The sequence below is a fragment of the Paenibacillus durus ATCC 35681 genome (assembly GCF_000993825.1).
Taxonomy (GTDB): Bacteria; Bacillota; Bacilli; order Paenibacillales; family Paenibacillaceae; genus Paenibacillus_AQ; species Paenibacillus_AQ durus_B.
Window position 1 is genome coordinate 2142409 of record NZ_CP011114.1, and the last position, 17952, is coordinate 2160360.

The 17952-nt window shown below is 47.0% G+C and carries 15 protein-coding genes and 1 pseudogene; 3 read left to right on the plus strand and 13 right to left on the minus strand.

Annotated features, from left to right (window positions below):
- Positions 1 to 222 precede the first annotated feature (222 nt).
- The 11 genes and pseudogenes from VK70_RS09780 to VK70_RS09825 all read right to left on the minus strand — a co-directional run bounded on the left by VK70_RS09780 (position 223) and on the right by VK70_RS09825 (position 12013).
- A complete protein-coding gene (locus VK70_RS09780; RefSeq protein ID WP_025694784.1) occupies positions 223 to 879 on the minus strand; it encodes a nitroreductase family protein in 657 nt (218 codons plus the stop codon).
- Between the two features lie 232 nt (positions 880 to 1111).
- Positions 1112 to 1828 carry a hypothetical protein gene (locus tag VK70_RS09785; RefSeq protein ID WP_025694785.1) on the minus strand — a complete coding sequence of 239 codons (717 nt, stop codon included), beginning with the start codon at positions 1826 to 1828 and terminating at the stop codon, positions 1112 to 1114.
- A gap of 553 nt (positions 1829 to 2381) precedes the next feature.
- Positions 2382 to 3113, minus strand: coding sequence for a Stf0 family sulfotransferase (locus VK70_RS09790; protein WP_025694786.1), 732 nt, complete (start codon positions 3111 to 3113; stop codon positions 2382 to 2384).
- Positions 3113 to 3730 carry an adenylyl-sulfate kinase gene (gene cysC, locus VK70_RS09795; protein ID WP_036639386.1) on the minus strand — a complete coding sequence of 206 codons (618 nt, stop codon included), beginning with the start codon at positions 3728 to 3730 and terminating at the stop codon, positions 3113 to 3115. Before cysC ends, VK70_RS09790 begins: the two co-directional genes overlap by 1 nt.
- Positions 3731 to 3841: 111 nt before the next feature.
- Complete coding sequence (locus VK70_RS09800; RefSeq protein WP_025694788.1) at positions 3842 to 4108, minus strand: CD3324 family protein; 267 nt, start codon at positions 4106 to 4108, stop codon at positions 3842 to 3844.
- 201 nt (positions 4109 to 4309) lie between these two features.
- On the minus strand, positions 4310 to 4651 hold the full coding sequence (locus tag VK70_RS09805) for a hypothetical protein (protein WP_025694789.1): 342 nt from the start codon (positions 4649 to 4651) through the stop codon (positions 4310 to 4312).
- Positions 4652 to 4735: 84 nt separating this feature from the next.
- Positions 4736 to 4900 (minus strand): annotated as a pseudogene (locus tag VK70_RS27825) (P-loop NTPase family protein); the annotation flags it as partial.
- 102 nt (positions 4901 to 5002) lie between these two features.
- Entirely contained in the window at positions 5003 to 5722 is a 720-nt protein-coding gene (locus VK70_RS09810; RefSeq protein ID WP_025694790.1) for a hypothetical protein, read from the minus strand.
- Positions 5723 to 5744: 22 nt separating this feature from the next.
- The gene (locus VK70_RS09815) at positions 5745 to 7202 is read right to left on the minus strand and encodes an FTR1 family iron permease (protein ID WP_025694791.1); all 1458 of its coding nucleotides are present in this window, start codon (positions 7200 to 7202) and stop codon (positions 5745 to 5747) included.
- 216 nt (positions 7203 to 7418) lie between these two features.
- Positions 7419 to 9812, minus strand: a complete 2394-nt coding sequence (locus VK70_RS09820) for a polyprenyl synthetase family protein (protein ID WP_025694792.1) — start codon at positions 9810 to 9812, stop codon at positions 7419 to 7421.
- Positions 9813 to 9943: 131 nt separating this feature from the next.
- Positions 9944 to 12013, minus strand: a complete 2070-nt coding sequence (locus VK70_RS09825) for a serine hydrolase domain-containing protein (RefSeq protein WP_025694793.1) — start codon at positions 12011 to 12013, stop codon at positions 9944 to 9946.
- A 179-nt stretch (positions 12014 to 12192) separates the two neighbouring features.
- On the opposite strand from VK70_RS09825, the gene VK70_RS09830 reads away from it, so the two are divergent.
- Positions 12193 to 13155: a cation diffusion facilitator family transporter gene (locus VK70_RS09830; RefSeq protein WP_036639373.1), complete on the plus strand. Its 963-nt coding sequence runs from the start codon at positions 12193 to 12195 to the stop codon at positions 13153 to 13155.
- Here the strand turns inward: VK70_RS09830 and VK70_RS09835 are convergent.
- Both VK70_RS09835 and VK70_RS09840 read right to left on the minus strand, forming a co-directional pair.
- A complete protein-coding gene (locus VK70_RS09835) occupies positions 13141 to 14151 on the minus strand; it encodes an aromatic acid exporter family protein (protein ID WP_025694794.1) in 1011 nt (336 codons plus the stop codon). The two genes, VK70_RS09830 and VK70_RS09835, sit on opposite strands and share 15 nt — an antisense overlap.
- Before the next feature lie 25 nt (positions 14152 to 14176).
- Positions 14177 to 15451, minus strand: coding sequence for a cation:dicarboxylate symporter family transporter (locus VK70_RS09840; protein ID WP_025694795.1), 1275 nt, complete (start codon positions 15449 to 15451; stop codon positions 14177 to 14179).
- Positions 15452 to 15667: 216 nt separating this feature from the next.
- Here VK70_RS09840 and VK70_RS09845 point away from each other — a divergent pair, with 216 nt between their 5' ends.
- A complete protein-coding gene (locus VK70_RS09845; protein ID WP_324607991.1) occupies positions 15668 to 16951 on the plus strand; it encodes a sensor histidine kinase in 1284 nt (427 codons plus the stop codon).
- 4 nt (positions 16952 to 16955) lie between these two features.
- Complete coding sequence (locus tag VK70_RS09850; RefSeq protein WP_025694797.1) at positions 16956 to 17882, plus strand: response regulator; 927 nt, start codon at positions 16956 to 16958, stop codon at positions 17880 to 17882.
- Positions 17883 to 17952: the final 70 nt, after the last annotated feature.

The window sequence follows — 17952 nt, forward strand, 5'->3', positions numbered from 1 at the left end:
ATCCAATTTTATGGAGCTGCGTGTAAACAAAAGAACCTGCAAATCCGGGCTAACAGCGGATACTGCAGGGTCTTCATATATATTCAGGAAAAAAACACCATTATCTAACAACTGGCATCCATAGGCATGGCAACACAGATGTAGGTATACATTTACAACCATACTTTGGATTTGGATGTAAAATAGAGCCCTATTGTTTAGACCCTCATCAATTAGAAATTACTAAGGCATTTCATTGAAGAAAGTTACATCATCGATTGGCAGCCTCACCGTCGGATGACCGGGCATCGCCGCCTTGCCGATGGCAATCAGCATAATCGGAACGTACCGGTCTGATATACCGAAAGCGTTCATGAACTTCTGTTTATCATAACCGGCCATCGGTACCGTATCATAGCCTTTGGCGCGGGCAGCAAGCATGAGTTGCATCGATACCAGCCCGCTGTCGGTATGCACGATTTGTCGGATGGCCTCAGGCGGCATGCTCGAATACATTCCGGTATAGCGTTCGATAAACGATTTTGCTGTATCCGCAGGCATAAGACCCGCATCGACAGCCAGGCCGTAAATCTTCTCGGCCATCCGGATGTTCTCCAGGTCTCCAAGGACGGCGATGACGGCAGAAGCCTCGATCACTTGTTGTTGATTGAATGCGATCGGAAGCAGCTTTTGCTTCAGCTCCGGAGAGTCGATAACGAGAAACCGCCACGGCTGAAGGTTGGCGGCTGAGGGAGCCAGCGTGGCTTGCCGCAATATTTCGGTCAATTCCTCCCGTGAAATCTTAATCTCCGGATCATAGCCACGAACTGACCGGCGTTCTTGAATAACATCGAAAAAAAGTTGTTGCCCCGGTGTTTGCGACGGTTGCGAAACGGACATGGTCTCTCCTCCTCTTGGAACATGGGTATGTCAAATTAAAAGTCAAGTATATGTTATAACAAGCGGTCACAATCATCAATATAATTCTAGGACCTTGAATCGATATCCGTTAAGGATATCGCAGAGAAAGCTACTGTAAATAGAGCGACTTTTATTCGCATTTTACAGATTTAGTTAGAATCAAATATGATTTCTTCTTGTTCTTCAATGTTTTCTCCCTTTTCTAGAAAAACTACTCCTTAATAAAAGTGAAGCCCCCATCAGGAATTCCTTCTTTATTCAGCTTTCTGAATACCAGATACGACTTGATGCTCCCGACATACCGATCACCGTTCAAATCCCCATTACCGACCTGGCGAAGACCCGTGCCATCGGGACGAACGGCGAAGAGACCACCGGTAACGGAATCATGGATGGAATAAGCAGTAAAATACACCCAGCCGTGAACGATATCTACAGGCTCTGCCTCCCACTCTCTTAATTTACGTACAGTGTCCTTGCCTTTATTAAATAAATGAAGATAAGAGGTTTGAGTCTTTTCGTCATGTTCCGCATAAACAAAAGTGTCCGACTCAGCGTCCCCTATATAGTCAGAAAAGTATACCTGGTACGTGGACAGCTTCTCCGCTTCGTCTGCTTCAGTATTTTCATAAGAGTTCTCTTCTGTATTTGTGTACATCTCTCCTGTAGAAGGAAGGGGCTTTCGCTTAAGGACAAAATCGCCGGACTCCTTATCCCACCCAAAAAAATATTGATAGCTTTTATCCTGGGCTTCCAGCACAATCGGACTAACTCTTGTCGCCTTCTTACCATCTAACGACATCCGATATACCTTCGGGTCGACCGTCAGGCTGCTGGTGACATAATAAATACTTTGATTGCTGAGATAGAAATAATCAATATTCCCGATATGGGTCAACCTAGTTAATGCTTTGGAGGGCATGTCCAATCGATAGATATCCCCCTTCTGATTGGCGGATTGTTTCAAGACATAAATGCTTTTATAGTCCTCATACAGGACATTGTCATAACTTCCTTTTAATACCGGATACGTCTTGGTTTTAGAGGGGCCAGCAACTGTTTTGTACAGACCGCCGTCCGACTTGGCCCAGAAAATGACCAGCGATTCAGCCGGCTCAGAGTATTTAATGGTATTTAATGGTTTTTAACTGGATTTTAAATTCCAGTGCCGGATCGGGCGTTGGAGCGGAGGAAGAAAATCCCGTCATTGTCAGCATGGCCAGAATAGCCGTAAACCATAAAAATTTTATTCTTATCCTCATTCTTCTATCCTTTCCCAATGACTAATTTTCTGATTACATCCTTCATTTGGACAACATTCTATACCGATTCGTGGTAGACTAGGAATATTCTCTTTCATAATGAAATACTTTTTCTAAACCGTCTATGACCTATTCACGTTCATCCCCCTCTCGTCCATTATGAGCAGAAATAATTTACATTACAAATTAAATAAGGAGATTTTTTTCTATAACTTCCGATTACCATCTTCTGTTCTCCCATCCCCGCTGGCTCTCTTCTCGAAACCGCTGTACCCACTGCTCCGCAGCATCGTCTGCCAGTTTATCCAAGGCCGGCGGGGCTACGTTAATGTTTTCCGCCTGTACATCCAAAAACTCCAACACCCTCTTAACCGTGCCTTCATAATCCTGAATAAAATCTTCGTAGACAATCGTCAGCGGTACGATACCGGACTCCGAGAAGAAGTCCTCGATTGCCGCTTCGCACATCGTGCTTTGGAGGAGCAGATATTGGATGGCATCGAAGTTATACTTATCCGAAATATCATGTTCCTGAGGCTGTTGTCCAAAGTTTCGATGCCATTCCCCTGTAACGATCGCACGCCACCACGAGACAGCCAATCTGACTTTGTTGCGGCGGGTCATATAAATATGCTTGGAGCAATTGGGGAAGGCGGCGCTCCATACCTCCGCCATTGTTGCATTCTGCGGGAGCTCGAACATCGTGCGGAATGCGTCAATCCATCTCTGTTCAAACCCCGTTTTTAGTCCGAATACGCCATTCGGCGTTGTTCCACTTTTCCATATTTGTTCCAGATCCTCACGCTTGAATGTGGCAGGATTATTGTGCTGAAAATGCAGCCATTCGCGGGGATCGCCCGCCACCCCTGTTGAGGCCAGCGCATGATTAAGCAGTGTACTTCCCGTCCGCTGCGAAAACCAGATTATATAGCTTAGTTTAGGCTGTGTCATCAAGCTTCCTCTCTTTCTGACTTAATATCGAACTTTCGGATAATAAACTCAACGAGTTGCTGCGTGCAGTTCTCGACGGACGAGTGTTCCGTGTCTATAGTCAGCTCTGGCTGTATTGGCGCCTCATAAAGGGCATCAATTCCCGTAAAATGACGGATTTCACCCTTTCTGGCTTTCTGGTAAAGTCCTTTAGGGTCGCGCCTTTCACACACTTCGATAGAACACTTCACATAGACTTCCGCAAAATCCCTGGAATCAAAACGATGCCTAATCTTATCTCTAGCTTCTCTTGAAGGTGAGATCATCGGCACAAGAGCGACAAAACCGGCATTCAAGAACATGGCCGCCACTTCCGCAGCACGCCGCAAATTTTCCTCCCGGTCTTCTTCGGAAAACCCGAGGTCGCGATTTAAACCTGCTCGAAGCTGGTCACCATCCAACACAACGCATTTGAAGCCGCGTTTGAACAAGGCTTCCTCGACATATTGACTTAGCGTCGTTTTACCTGAACCGGACAACCCGGTGAACCATACGACTCCGCCCCGATGTCCGTTCATACGTTCAATAGCTTTTCTGCGAATAGCTGATCCCTCCCCTTTTATGCTTCCGAGGATCATTCTAACAACTGGAAACGCTTGGATATATAGAGCAAACACTTAGGAATTATTCTCTACATAAAAAAGCCACATCAGAAATGAATCCAATGTGACTCGGGGATTAGGTATGAATTATTTTAATTTCGAATAAACAATTTTCTTAATGCTTTCCAGCGAAAGAAAATATTGCTCCGAAAGCTGATCCATCGTCACGCCTTCCGAGAATCTTTGGCGGATTTCAAGATTTCGCTCCTTGATATATTTTCGACTGCCGGATTTTACGCCCCATCCCTCTCGTACACCTTCAGGTTTAGGAACGTAAACCATGGCACCGCAAATGTATTTTTGTACTTCCTTTAGTAATTCCTCCGGTAAAATGTCAGCATTGACATATTTCATGATCACTCTACTCCTTAAAATAAATTTCATTTCAAGGCAGCAAAGTCTCATTATAAACGGATTTCACCATTAAAGGATGTAAGGCGGTCTGCCATTATTCGCTCTATACAAACAACCGCCGTTGTTCATAATGTAGACTTTGCATAGAGCGCATTCTCTACTTGGTCATCATACATGGCTTGTCGTCACCCCCCGACTGTTTTAGTAAACCAACCAAATCCGTCCATTCTCATAGATCTGAACATCCTGAGAAGAATGTATGAAGTCCGATCCGCTCGCATAGCCGGTCTCTTTCATCTTCCGCCTGCCCTCTTCCCAGCCGGGGCGGTCATGGACAATGGTATAACAATATACGATTTGATCGTCGTCTTCGTCTTCTTGCGCTCCCAGGTATACCAAATCTTCACCAAACAGCGATTTCAGATATTCCCTGGCCTCCGCATGCGTGTGAAATCTCGGAAGAGCCTCTTCGAATTGCCGGGACAGCATCTTCCGTTTGCCGGAAAAAGTATAATAGCGGTCCAACTCCTCTTTATTAATCACATCATTCGCCTCCTTTACCAAGTATGGTTTTTAACAAAATATCACTTGGCGCTGCGGCGCGCAATCCATCATCCCAAAATGTCGTTACAGTTCAATTATCTTTGTGGCAATATTGTTGCAAAATTCCCTGTCATGCTCCACAAAAAGAAGGGTTGGCGAATGTTCAAGCAGCAGCTCCTCAATTTGCATGCGGGAGATCACATCAATGAAATTCAGCGGTTCGTCCCAAATATGCAAATGAAAACTTTCAGAAAAGAAGAAGATCGCCCTACCCGGCCACCTTGGCCAGGTAATTGGCGATCTTCTTCACGCTAACGCGGTGAATAGAACGTAGAATCTAATTGAAATCATTTAATTAATATGTTGTACCAGTTCGCTCAAAGCTTTTGTCAACTGATCATTAAGTTGAGCCAAGACCTGTTTATCGATTGGACTCTTTTGCGAACCGGCAACTTCCGGATTCAGACTCTCTTCAATCTCTTCATAAAGCTCGGTACTGTGCGGCGGTACGCCATCTTCAAACGTTTTCCAGGTATCTTCTAATGTTTGGGCAAGTTCTTTCACTTTAGCATCATTGCCTGCCGCTATTTCGTTTTTAATTTGTTCGGTAGTCGTAAGCATTTGGTTTGCACCGGCTTTGACCTCTTCTGCAGGAATCAGCTTGGCGGAAAGTTCAGACAGCGTTTGAATAAGTTGTTCATCAATTTTCAACACCGCCTCTTTATCAATCGTCGCTGCTTTTGTTGCTGCAACAGCCGGGTTTAGACTTTTCTCGATTTGATCATAAAGATCCGGGTATTTCGGTTTTACCCCATCCTCAAATGTGGCCCATACTTCTTCAAGCTCAGGTCCTACTTCTTTTATTTTCGCTTGATCGCCGGTATCAGCAGCCTCTTTCAATTGTTTTGCAGTCGACAGCAGTTTCGCCGTTCCATCTTTCACCGATACCTCTGTTGTTGATTTTTCTTGTGCCGAAGAGGCTTCTTCCACGTTCGATTTTGTGCCGCAGGCGGAGAGAATAGTAGCGCATACAGTTAATACAACAACGGAAAACACAACTTGCTTCTTCATTTTTACGACCCCCAGATATTATTTAAGTATTGGATGTACGAGTGTTAATCTTGCTCCATACAACTACAGAGATGGCCACGACAATGATCAGGATTTGAGGGATTGCGCTCTCCCAGGAAGGGTAGAATGCAAGGAGCTTAATGCTAGGAAGCACCGAACTATTTGTCGTGGGGATCACACCCGCTAGTTGCAGACTATTGACGCCAAGACCGGCAAACTTTATGCAGAGATAAAGAACGATTAAACTTGAAACAAGGAAGAATGGCCGGATTGGAAGCTTTGCACCGATATACAGCATGATAAAGGCGACTACGCCGAGGACACCGAATCCAACTAATATCCCGAGTAAAAGCTGCTGCGCGCTGATTTGATTAGCCATACCAATAATGAATAGAACCGTCTCGGTTCCCTCGCGGAACACCGCTAGAAAGGTCAGGATACCAAGAGATACAACATTACCGGTGCTTAACGCCGTTTGTGTTTTTTCCTGGATATACGAATTCCACTGCTTTAAATTTGATTTGCTATGCAGCCAGTAGCTCATATAAAGCAGCATTACAGCCGCAAACAGACCGGTCCACCCTCCAATCAGGAAGTTGTTATTTCCAAATGCCCCTGAAGAAAATACATATTTCACAATAACGGCAAGCGCCGCACTGACAATAAGCCCAGATATAACGCCAACCCAAATCCATAACTTGCCCTTTTGATCGTTCGATTTTTTTACATAGGCAAGAAGAGCACCGACCACAAGTAGAGCCTCCAGCCCCTCACGGATTGGAATCATTGCCGCATCCCAAAGTGTATACGTTGATTTTTGTGCGAGCGGGGTAAGGTATGTAATCATTCCGGTCAAAAGGCTTGATGCATCATCATACTTATGATCTGTAATCATTGCGTTTGCGATAACCATATCACGCTCTGTATTACTGTAAACCGTTGAAGACTGGGAGACCACGTTCCCCTCCACACTGAGCCAACTCTCCCGTACCTTGCTAATCAAGCTAAGCGATGAAACTTGGTCTTGCTGTTGAACAGCATTTTTAGTTTGCTCCAGCAGGCTTACGAACCCGGAAAGCGTGATATCCGCTTCCTTTACATTTTCCACATTTGCATATTGACCGTTTGTGTACTTGTCGAGCACTTGCTGCAGGCTCACCAGCGCCGTGATGGCTTCATCTTGTTTATTTACCAACAGCGCATATTCAACTTGACCCATTTGAGTCTCAATGTCCTTGTAGGCGGCCAGGGAGTCTGATTTAACACTATCCTCTTCGTCCACCCATTGATCGTGAAATTGCTCGTAGGCTGGCTTCGCTTTGTCTAGATTCTGTTTGGCTAAATCTATCGCTTGAGTAATTTTAATTACGGCTTGCTTCATATTCTCCACACCTTGACTCGCAGCAGCCGCTTGCTTTGGCAGGAATACCAAGACAATTAAAAGCGGAATTAACAACGTTGTTATTCTTAATTTAGGCATAGGTTAGCCTCCTTTCATTAATATTTTCATATTGAGAATGATTATTATTACCAATCTCGCTTTAGTTTACTTGAGAATGTTTCTCAGGTCAATCCCTATTGAGATAAATATTGTCCTCTAGTCTCGTCTCATACGTACATGGTCTCCAAGATAAAAAAGGACAGGAACTACCCGCTTTGGAGTAGCTTCCTGTCCAGCTTCATCTATTATTTGATTTCAACGGTCACGGTTCACCAAATAATCCAGCAAATGCTTCAAAAACGCGGTATTCCGGGGCACCTCTCTCAAAGCCTCAGCGGCCAGGCAGTAGTGCTCCCACATCTCTTTTCTGGCGCCACCCAGTCCAAGGACGGATACAAAAGTCGAACTGTTATTATCCAAATCCTGTCGGGTAGGTTTGCCGAGCACGAGCCGATCGCCTTCCACATCAAGCAAATCATCCTTAATCTGAAAAGCAATGCCCGCATGATACGCGAACTTCTTCAATGCCGCGATCTCATGGTCCTCCACCTGAGCAAGTATGGCCGGCATCACGAGAGAAGCTTCAAAGGCGGCGCCGGTTTTGTAAAAGCACAGTAGGTTCAACTCTGCAAGCGTCAATGCTTTGCCTTTGGATTGCAGGTCCATCGCCTGTCCCTTGCAGATTTCTTCCGCCTTCCCGGCCGAATACTGCATCAAGGCAAGCACGGCTCTCGCGTCGAACCGGTCAAGCGACGCTTGTTCTTTGATCGCCCGCTGGATCAGGAACAGGCCGGTTAATTCCGCTGTTGCGCTGTCATACACCTCATGCAGGGTTGGTCGTCCTCTGCGGGTGGACGCATTATCCTGGGACGGCAGATCGTCGAAGATCAGGGATGCGGTGTGCATGTATTCGAGTGATCTCAGCAGGGGCGCGATGGCCGAAGCGTTCAGTCCATATTCGTTAACACCCATAACCCAGGTCAAAATCGGCCGCAGCCGCTTCCCGTCCCCTTCGAGACTGTAATTTGCGGCATCGGTAAGCGGATCTTCCATCGGCTGAGTCCCGTTATTTTGGGGAATGGGCAGCAGACTGTTGATTTGATCGCGGACTGTCCTAACCGTAGTCTGAAAATCTTCCTTTTCCTGCCGGTCGTTTTTCAAAAAGATATTCATCTGGTCCCGCAGCAGCTTATCGAAGAAATCAACATCCTCCGCTTTTCGGACCATCTTTTGGATGAGACTATTGAGTTCGGGATCGCCGGAGGCAAAAATATTCATAACTTCGTTATACTTATCATCGCCCAAGCGTTCTTTGCAGCGTTTCAGTCCATTGATGGCGCGATCCAGAATCACCTCACGGGTCTTGGTGTCGGAGCGGTAGACGTTATGGATCAGATGGGAGATGACCGTCCAGTATAATTCGTAAGGATTGATGAGATCCGGACGCTGGTTATGGTATTTTAAAAAATACGTATAAGGCGTTACCGAGCCGTCCCCCATATCGTCGAACATATCCGCAAAATCGTCGGCCAACTGGTTGTAGATACCATAATAAAACGTACGATGATCGAAGCCCTCATCCACGGAAGCGTGAATTACGGAACGAACGATCAGCCTGGAGGATGCGGATTTTATAATGACGGGGACATACAGCTCTTCGTTGGTGTAATTGGCGCAGGACAGGTCCTTTTCGCGGTCAATATCCTGGGATTGAAAAAACACATACGACTGCTCGAAAAATGTACTCACCGTCTCCGGACGCTGAAGACCCTTAATATATTCAAAAGCATCCCAGAGCTCGGCGTGTACATACTTTATGAACTCCACATTTTCTCCGGTCCACCCGCCAAGCTCCGGCACAATCCCGGTGAGAAGCGCGGTCCTTATCATACGGGAGTACCGTTCTTTCTCCCCGGCGGTCAAGAGCTGGGAATCGAGCAGATCGTCAATAAAAGGATAGGTCAGTCCGTAGGAAAACCCTAGCCGGATGGCTTCATCCAGTCTCCTTGAACGTTCCGCAGGCGGCGTTTCCTCCCCCATCTCCTCAATCACATGCAGAACAACCCCGAGAATAATTTTGATCAGTTTACGCTGGGCTTGCTCGGCATTCAGCTCTTTCGGAATATGGACGGAGACGTTCTTAAGTTTGTCGATCACCCAAATCGCGGCGGCCTCGACGCCTTCCTTCTGCGCCCATCGGTAAAACCCGGCCAGGCTCATAAACTCGGGCTGGTCTCCCCGGTTCGTTCCGGCCGAATGAAGCAAATGGGTTTTGATGCCGGTAACCACCTGCCGAATCCGGGCCTTCGTGCCGGGAGAATCCAGAGCTTTACCGAGATCTCTCATGTAAATGTAGGAAACGCTGCGATCCAGATAATCGTCCAGTTTGCCCGTATAATTCAGCCATCCGATATATCGGTGATAATCCCGGGTGCCCGGCTTTTGCTTTCCTTGCGAAAAATAAGACCACCAGGAACGATGACGAACATGGTTTCGTGTCCATGCTTCAATATCTTGGGTCAGGACAGGCACATACGTCTTCTCCTTCACCTGCCCGTAAAGGGAGGCAAAATACTGAGCCGCCTTCTGCTCTGCCATCCGGTACCATGTATCGGAAATATCTGAAAATCCCTCATTTATGCGATTCATTGCCATACGATTCATTACCTCTGCTTCTTTTTTAGTTAATCATGTTGTTACTTTATACGGGAAAGAAGCTTGTTGGTTACCAAATCGTTATGAGGGAGTATCTCCGAAACTAAAATCAGTCCGTAAGCAAACTACTTCTCCAAGGTAATGCGGAATACTGTGCCGGGATCGCCTGCAAATACAATCGCTCCATTTTTAGGCAAAACCACTTTATTATTGCGGCTGATTACGGTGTAGCTCACGAATTTTCCCTGGGCGTCATACACTGCAAAAGCGCCTTTCGCTGGTGTTGCGACGGTCATCTTCTTACCGGCTGCGGTGGAGGGAACTCTGTACCATCTGGCGTTGCCATCCGCTTGCACAGTAACCGCTGAATGTTTCCCCGCAAATAGCGGCTTTACGATATCCTCACTGACATACAAGCTTCCAGCGGCTTCAAGGTACTCGATCCCGTCTTTTGTGTAAAAACGGTATTCAGCCGTATCCCGGCTTCCCATGGCAGGAATTTGATGCTGGCTCTCTGCCGTATTTGGGCCGGTTATTTTTTTATCCAAAAAATAACCTTGTAGATCGTCAGCCCGGGTGATTTTGAGGGTCGACATAATCATGTACATGACCGAACTGAACTTCTCGCTCACAGGGTAATAGGTTTTGCCTTCCCGCTTCGCCCATGCCTCTGCTGTCTCTGTGGATATTGGATTAGATTCGAGCTTCTCAGCTAAATAATGAGATAAGGCCAGTTGTCCCAAACCCGGAATGGTCGTATATTCTCCGAGCCAGAGGTAGGTGCGTCCATTTTTTTCCGTTACAAAACGAGCCTTGGCACTGCCTTCCTGGTTAACAAAAGCCCCCTCCGATGTATATACAAACTTCTGCTCCGGATACCCAGGCATGCTCGGCACCGATATGGACAGAACCCCGTCCTTGATATCAATTTTAACCAGTTGGTTGAGGGTACCATAATAGCCTGCGTACTTCATGACGTCGTTTGGCATATCGGCTTTAACCGGCGTACCGAATGATTTCTCGGGTTTAATTTCTTTAATCGTGCCCTTCTCTTTCAATGCTTCAAGAAGCAGCTCACTCGCCAGCAACTCATCTAACGAACTGCTGCCACCCGACGACAGCACTGCCACAGCCATGTTCTGCTCGGGAAGGACAACAAAAGAAGAATGATACAAAATCGTATCTCCGCCTTTGCTTAAACCCTTTATTCCATAATCGTTAAACGGAAACAGCCTTACGCTGTCCCAGCCAAGCCCATAGTCAATCGAGTTGTCGGCTTCTTGGGGCCACAATCCTCTTTTGTATTCCTCCTGCTCCATTGCACGGACCGCCTCGTTCGAGAGAATACCGTCCTTCTGTCCCGTGAATATTTGTGAGAATTGTACCAGATCTTCTGCGGTGGAATATATTCCGCCAGCTCCAATGGCATTGAGCGTTTCATTCGGCAGCTGCTTCTCAAAAGGGGGAAAATAAAGAGCGGCGAACTTGCCTGGTGCCAGTAGATCCTGCGGCGTCTTCGTATGGTTCATTTCTAGCGGTCCGGTAAAATATTGATGGATAAATGCGGTAAAATCCATGCCGCTAACTTTTTCTACAAGAATCTCGGCCAGCGTGAATCCGTCATTGCAATACACGGAAAAGGCGCCCGGGTCCGCTTTTAAGCTCTGGGTAGACAGTTGCTCCAGCAGCGTATCGTGAACATACGTGTCTGGATCATTGAACAGAACAGAATTTCTCAAGCTGCTGCCTTGCAGGCCAGAGGAATGGTTCAGCAGCATGCGCGGGGTAATCTGCTTATAACGTTCATCTTTCATCTTGAAGTCGGTTATGTACTGCACTAAGGGGGTATCCAAGTTGATCTTCCCCTCATCTACCAACTTCATGACGGCGGCGGCCGTAAACATTTTGCTCGTCGATCCAATTCCATACATGGTAGTCTTACTTAGCGGGATTTTCCCTGCCTTATCGTTTACCCCTGTCTGTCCCGACACCTTAATCTCGCCGTTATCAATTAGTGCATACTGGACGCTGACCGTACCGTAATTTTTGGTTAACAGCGCCGCTTTCTCAGAAGCGATCTTCTCTAGTCCCTGATTTGAGACGACTACTTTGCTGCTCGACGCTATCGCCTCAGCGGGGACAAGCGGAGTAAATGCAAGTACGGCCGTCAGCAACCAAATTAACCTTTTCTTCATTGAACTACCTCCTCGTATTAAACTACTGTATAGTACGAATTAGTAGAAGAAATGGTTCAGTTTACCATGAAAAAAGTATATTCCTCCCAAATGCCAAATATCATCTTGCCTTTTTGCGGGAAGTAATCGTATATTATATATGAACAATTGCTCATATGTTTATATTAAGGAGGATTTTTATGGGACAACATCAGCATGCTCACCATCATCATGAACATAACCATGACCACGTAACTAATCATTCTGCTCATGATCATTCCCACGGTCCCGGGCATCATCATGGCCCCAGCAACAAAGCAGGACTAATGATCGCATTTATCATTACGACCGGTATCATGCTGTTAGAGTTTTTTGGAGGATTGATTTCCGGCAGTTTGGCGCTTGTTTCGGATTCGGGCCATATGTTAAGTGATTCGGCTGCGCTGGCGATGAGCCTGTTGGCCATGTGGCTTGCAGCGAAACCCGCCTCTTCCAATAAGTCATACGGTTTTCTTCGTTTAGAGATTTTAGCTGCGCTATTTAACGGCGTGAGCTTGTTTGTCATTTCGGGCTTTATTATTTGGGAAGCATGCCAGCGTTTCTTGGAACCGCCTGTAGTACAGAGCGGATCGATGATGCTCATCGCCTGTATTGGATTGATTGCCAATATGCTTAGCGCCTGGTTCTTAATGCGTAAAGGGGATGTGAAAGATAACATTAACATCCGCAGCGCCTACCTCCATGTACTCAGCGATGCGCTTGGTTCAGTAGGTGCCATAATTGCCGGCCTATTGATGCTGCTGTTTTCCTGGTATGTGGCCGATCCTATCATCAGTGTCATTGTTGCTCTGCTTATTCTCAAAAGCGCCTGGGGCGTCATCCGATGGTCAGTACATATATTGATGGAAGGCACGCCGATCACTATTGATGCGGGCAAAGTGAAACAAATGCTGTTGACAATCCAAGGGGTACGCGATGTGCATGACCTTCACATTTGGACGATAACTTCAGGGCGGGATTCGCTAACCTGCCATTTAATAGTTGATGCGCAAGCTGACAATCAAGAGATCCTGCAGGCGGCTGTCAAGCGCATCGAAGAAACGTTTGGAATTTCGCACACTACGATTCAAATCGAAACATCTGATAGACTAAATGGCTTTTAGGAAAAGCTCCAATTCATTGGCCACGACGAATAAGCTTGCACGGTCTTCAAATTCCTTGCGGGACTGCGGCATGGGAAGAAGCTTGTGATACCGTCTGATTTTGCATAAATCTTCATGCAGGCCCGGACTCCATCCGGACTTGCGGAGACTACTGCTCAGAGTGAGCAGAAATTCGCCGATCCGCTCCCGCTGCTCCATCTGAACGGTAATCCGGGATACGTAAGGCATCATCCGGGCAAGCGCGTCGTACTGCTGTTCCCTCTTCTCAAAATAGGGAGAATACAATTCGTCCTTGCCAAGAATATGGTTTTCGTTATAGAGCAGCACCAGCGACTTGGCCCTCTTGAAGACATCCGAAAGCCGCTGCATGGCTTTGACATCACAAGGCCTGTTCCCATCCTTCAAATAAGCGGCGATTTCCTGCAATTGAGCCTGAAACAGCAGCTCGACCTCTTCCTTGCAGCGATTAAGCTGCCGCTCGATGTTCGGCATATATGCGTTGATGATCAGCGCTGTGCCGAGACCAACCAGAATCACGAGAAACTCGTTGGCAAAAAAAGCAAGCGACGGCTCCTTGTGCATATAGACGTGCATCACGATGACCGAGCTGCTGGCGATCCCCTCCTGAATCCGAAGCCGGACACATAACGGGATAAAGAGCAGCATCAGAATCAGAAAAGAATAGGGAAAATATCCAAAGATGAAAAAGATGCCGCTAGCGAAAAACATGCTGATGATACAAGCGAAAAAACGGCTTACCGCCGCTTGTATGGATTTGCGGCGCGATTTCTGAATACATAAAAGTGTAAGGATGCCGGACGAAGAAAAATACTGCAACTGCAGCAGTTGGGACACCATGACGGACAGGCTGACGCCTACCGCCGTTTTGATTGTCCGCAGCCCGATTTTTAACGTGGGCAGCCTCCATTTTACACGGAGAATTCTGTTCTCTATTTCTATCCTCTCCATTTCGACGCCTTGATTTGTGGAATCCACACGGTTCTCCTTTACCTCCTTCAGTTTAGGCGGCGTCTTGGGCAGCTTGTTTGGACTTCAAATACTTCTTCGCTTTCTCGGCGTCAAATTTGCCTTCCCATTTGGAAATGACCACGGTGGCCAAGCTGTTGCCCAGCACATTTACGACGGTCCGCGCCATATCCATAATCCGGTCGATTCCGGCTATAAAGGCCAGTCCTTCCGGCGGAATCCCGACAGAACCGAGCGTGGCAAGCAGGACTACAAACGAAACGCCCGGTACGCCCGCGATCCCTTTGGAGGTGACCATTAATACGAGCATCAACGTAATTTGAGTGGTCAGAGGCATGTGGATGCCGTACATTTGGGCAATGAACAGCGCCGCAAGCGCCTGATACAACGTAGATCCGTCCAGATTAAATGAATAGCCGGTGGGAACGACGAAAGAGGTAATCGCTTTGGGACAACCGAACTTTTCCATTTTCTCGATGATTTTAGGCATCACGGTCTCGGAGCTTGCGGTCGAATAGGCAAGAATAATCTCATCTTTCAGCATCTTGACGATGGCAAAAATGCTTGTCCCGCACAGTTTGGCGATGAGGCCGAGTACCACGATTACAAAGAACGCCATGGATAAATAGACAACGAACACCAGCTTACCGAGCGGGATGAGTGAAGCGATCCCGAATTTCGAAACGGTTACGCCGATTAGCGCAAAGACGCCAAACGGTGCAAATTTCATAATTTGATTCGTGAGCTGGAACATCGCCTCCATGACCCCGTTGAAAAACTGAAGCACCGGCTTCCCCTTCTCTCCAATGGCAGCAACGCCAAGACCGAACATGACGGAGAAAAAGATGATCGCCAGCATATCCCCTCTCGCCAGGGCATCGACAATATTGCTTGGCACGATGTTGACAAAGGTATCCGCAAAGCCGTGACTACTCACTTGTTCCGCGGAATCCATGTACTTGTGAACATCGGTTTTGGCCAGATGGGACATGTCCACTCCCGATCCCGGCTGCAGCAGGTTGGCTGCGAGCAGTCCGACGGCAATGGCGACGGTCGTCACAATTTCAAAATAGAGGATCGTTTTTCCGCCTAATTTACCGAGCTGCTTGACGCTCCCTGTTCCCGCCACGCCGACAATGAGCGAAGACACGACGATGGGAACGACGATCATTTTAATCAGCCGGATAAAAATATCGCCAATCGGCAGTAGAAACTTTTCAATGGAGGGATTCCCATAAAACAATGCGCCTGCCGTAATCCCTAATACGAGTCCAATCAGTATTTGCCAAGCCAGTCCTATTTTCTTCATTCAATCACTCCTTGAAACGTCAAAATGTTATTATAGGTCACATTACTAATTTCATCCTAAACCGGCATCTACTGAAATCTACAAAAATGGACAACAACAAATTAAATACATGTGATTTAAACTGACATGTTAGAAAATTGCATAAAAGCGTGTCATTTGATGCTACAATATGAACCATCCTATAAATACCATTCTTTTTAGATTTGGAAGTGTTTCGTGTTGAAAACAAATATCGCTGCGTTAGTCCTTATGCTTATTGCGGTTCCTCTGGCCGGCGAGCTAAAATTCTTTCCATTTCAAGATGAATTTCGCGTGAGTATGGCCATACCTGTGTTTTTCTTTTTCCTGTTATGGATTCAAAGAATCCCACCTGCTTTATCCGGACTTCTCGTCGGCATATTCGTTGTGGCCTTCCGCATCGGTTGGGATTCTTTTGTTCAGGCGGATGTTTCCATCGGAGCGCTGTATCTGAAGCATTTTCCGGTGTTCTTTTATTACCTGGCATATGCCGGATTGTTCCAGCTCCTCCGGTTAAACCAGCTCCCGTACCGGCCGGTGCGGGTCGGGGTTCTGAGCATCTTGGTTGAAATTATCGCCAATCTGGTTGAGTTTTCGGTCCGGCACCTCCATTCTATGGGACAGATGAATGTTGAGGTGGTAGGCAAGCTGCTGCTCATCGCGGTCATTCGCAGTTTTTTTGTCCTGGGCTTCTTCAATCTTATTCAATTACGCCAATCCGTCTTGGCCGAAGAGCAGCAGCGCAAAGAGAAGGAACGCATTCTTCTGCTCGTGTCGAATTTATATGAAGAGTCGGTTCAGCTCAAAAAAACGCTGCAGTTCGCGGAAGATATTACGAGAGATTGCTATGAATTGTACCGTCAATTACAGCAAGTTCATTCCCTGGATGAACTGGACCCATTGGCGCGGAAAGCGTTGAGCCTTTCGGGACAGGTTCATGAGATCAAAAAAGACAACCAGCGAATCTATGCCGGACTATCCAAGCTGATCGCCGACGAAGGACCGTCTGACTATATGGACCCACTGGATATCGCGCGGCTCATTGTCCGGACGAATGACAAATACGCCGCAGCTTTAGGCAAAACGATTCAATTCAGCATCCGGGTGAACGGTACGTTTCCTCCCCTGCACGTGTACACCCTGTTATCTTTAATGAACAATCTGGCGGCCAATGCGGTGGAGGCCATTCCCAAGGAAGGGGCCATCGCCATTCGGGTCCGCCGTGCAGACGACAGGATTGATATTCAGGTCAGTGATAACGGGCCCGGCATCCCGGACAGGAAGAAGAAGCTGGTCTTTACACCGGGATACACGTCAAAGTATGATATTTCAGGAAAACCCTCCACAGGAATGGGATTGTATTACATCCGGGAGGTTGTCCAGGAGCTTCAAGGGGATATTGAATTGCAGGATGACCCGGAAACAGGAGAAACGGTATTTACTCTGCTGCTTCCGATCGATCCGTTAACCCAGAAAGGATGACAGCATGCGTTTTTTTATCGTAGATGACGATGAGGGAGTTCGTTCGATGTTGGCTGACATCATTGAAGACTACGGCCTGGGGGAAGTTGTCGGCGAACTGGAAGACGGCTCGAGTCTAAGTCATGATCTACTTGAACTGAAGAAAGTCGATATTCTGATGATTGATTTATTGATGCCAATTCGAGACGGAATTCAGACCGTACGGGCAATAGGCCAGGATTTCAGCGGCAAAATCATTATGCTCTCCCAAATTGAATCGAAGGATATGATTGGCGAGGCCTACTCGCTGGGAGTGCAGTATTATATCACCAAGCCGATTAACCGCCTGGAGATTCTGGAGATTATACGTAAAGTAATGGACCATTTGCGGCTGCAAAAGTCGATGAGCGATATCCAGAAAACGATCCAAGGCTTGCAGTTCGCAAGCTCTCCGAAGAACCAGCGGGCAGCGGATGACGGGAACAAAATTGTGACGTCCGGCCATTTTATGCTGTCAGAACTCGGAATGATCGGGGAAGCGGGAAGCAAAGACGTATTGGACATGCTGGAGGTTCTGCATCAACTGGAATCGGAAGCGGATAAGTCCTCGTTTACGTTCCCTTCACTTAAAGATATTTTTACAAGCATCGCCAAAAAAAGACTTGGACACCGAGCTTCCTCCGCTGAGCTGGGCAAGGAAATCAAAGCCTCGGAGCAGCGGGTGCGCCGGGCCATTTTTCAGACTCTGACTCATGTGGCCTCCCTCGGCTTAACCGATTACTCGCATCCGAAATTCGAGAATTATGCTTCGAAATTTTTCGATTTCACCGAAATCCGCAAACGGATGATGGAGCTGCAAAATGAGGTAGAGCCTTCTCAATCTCAAGTGCGGATCAACACGAAAAAATTTATCCAGGTGCTCTATTTGGAGACGAAACGGTCCATGAGCTAACCCGAAGCTTCGCGCATCCCCTATTAGGGGTCCCGCCAACATTTAAACAAAATATACGCTAAGCCTTCGG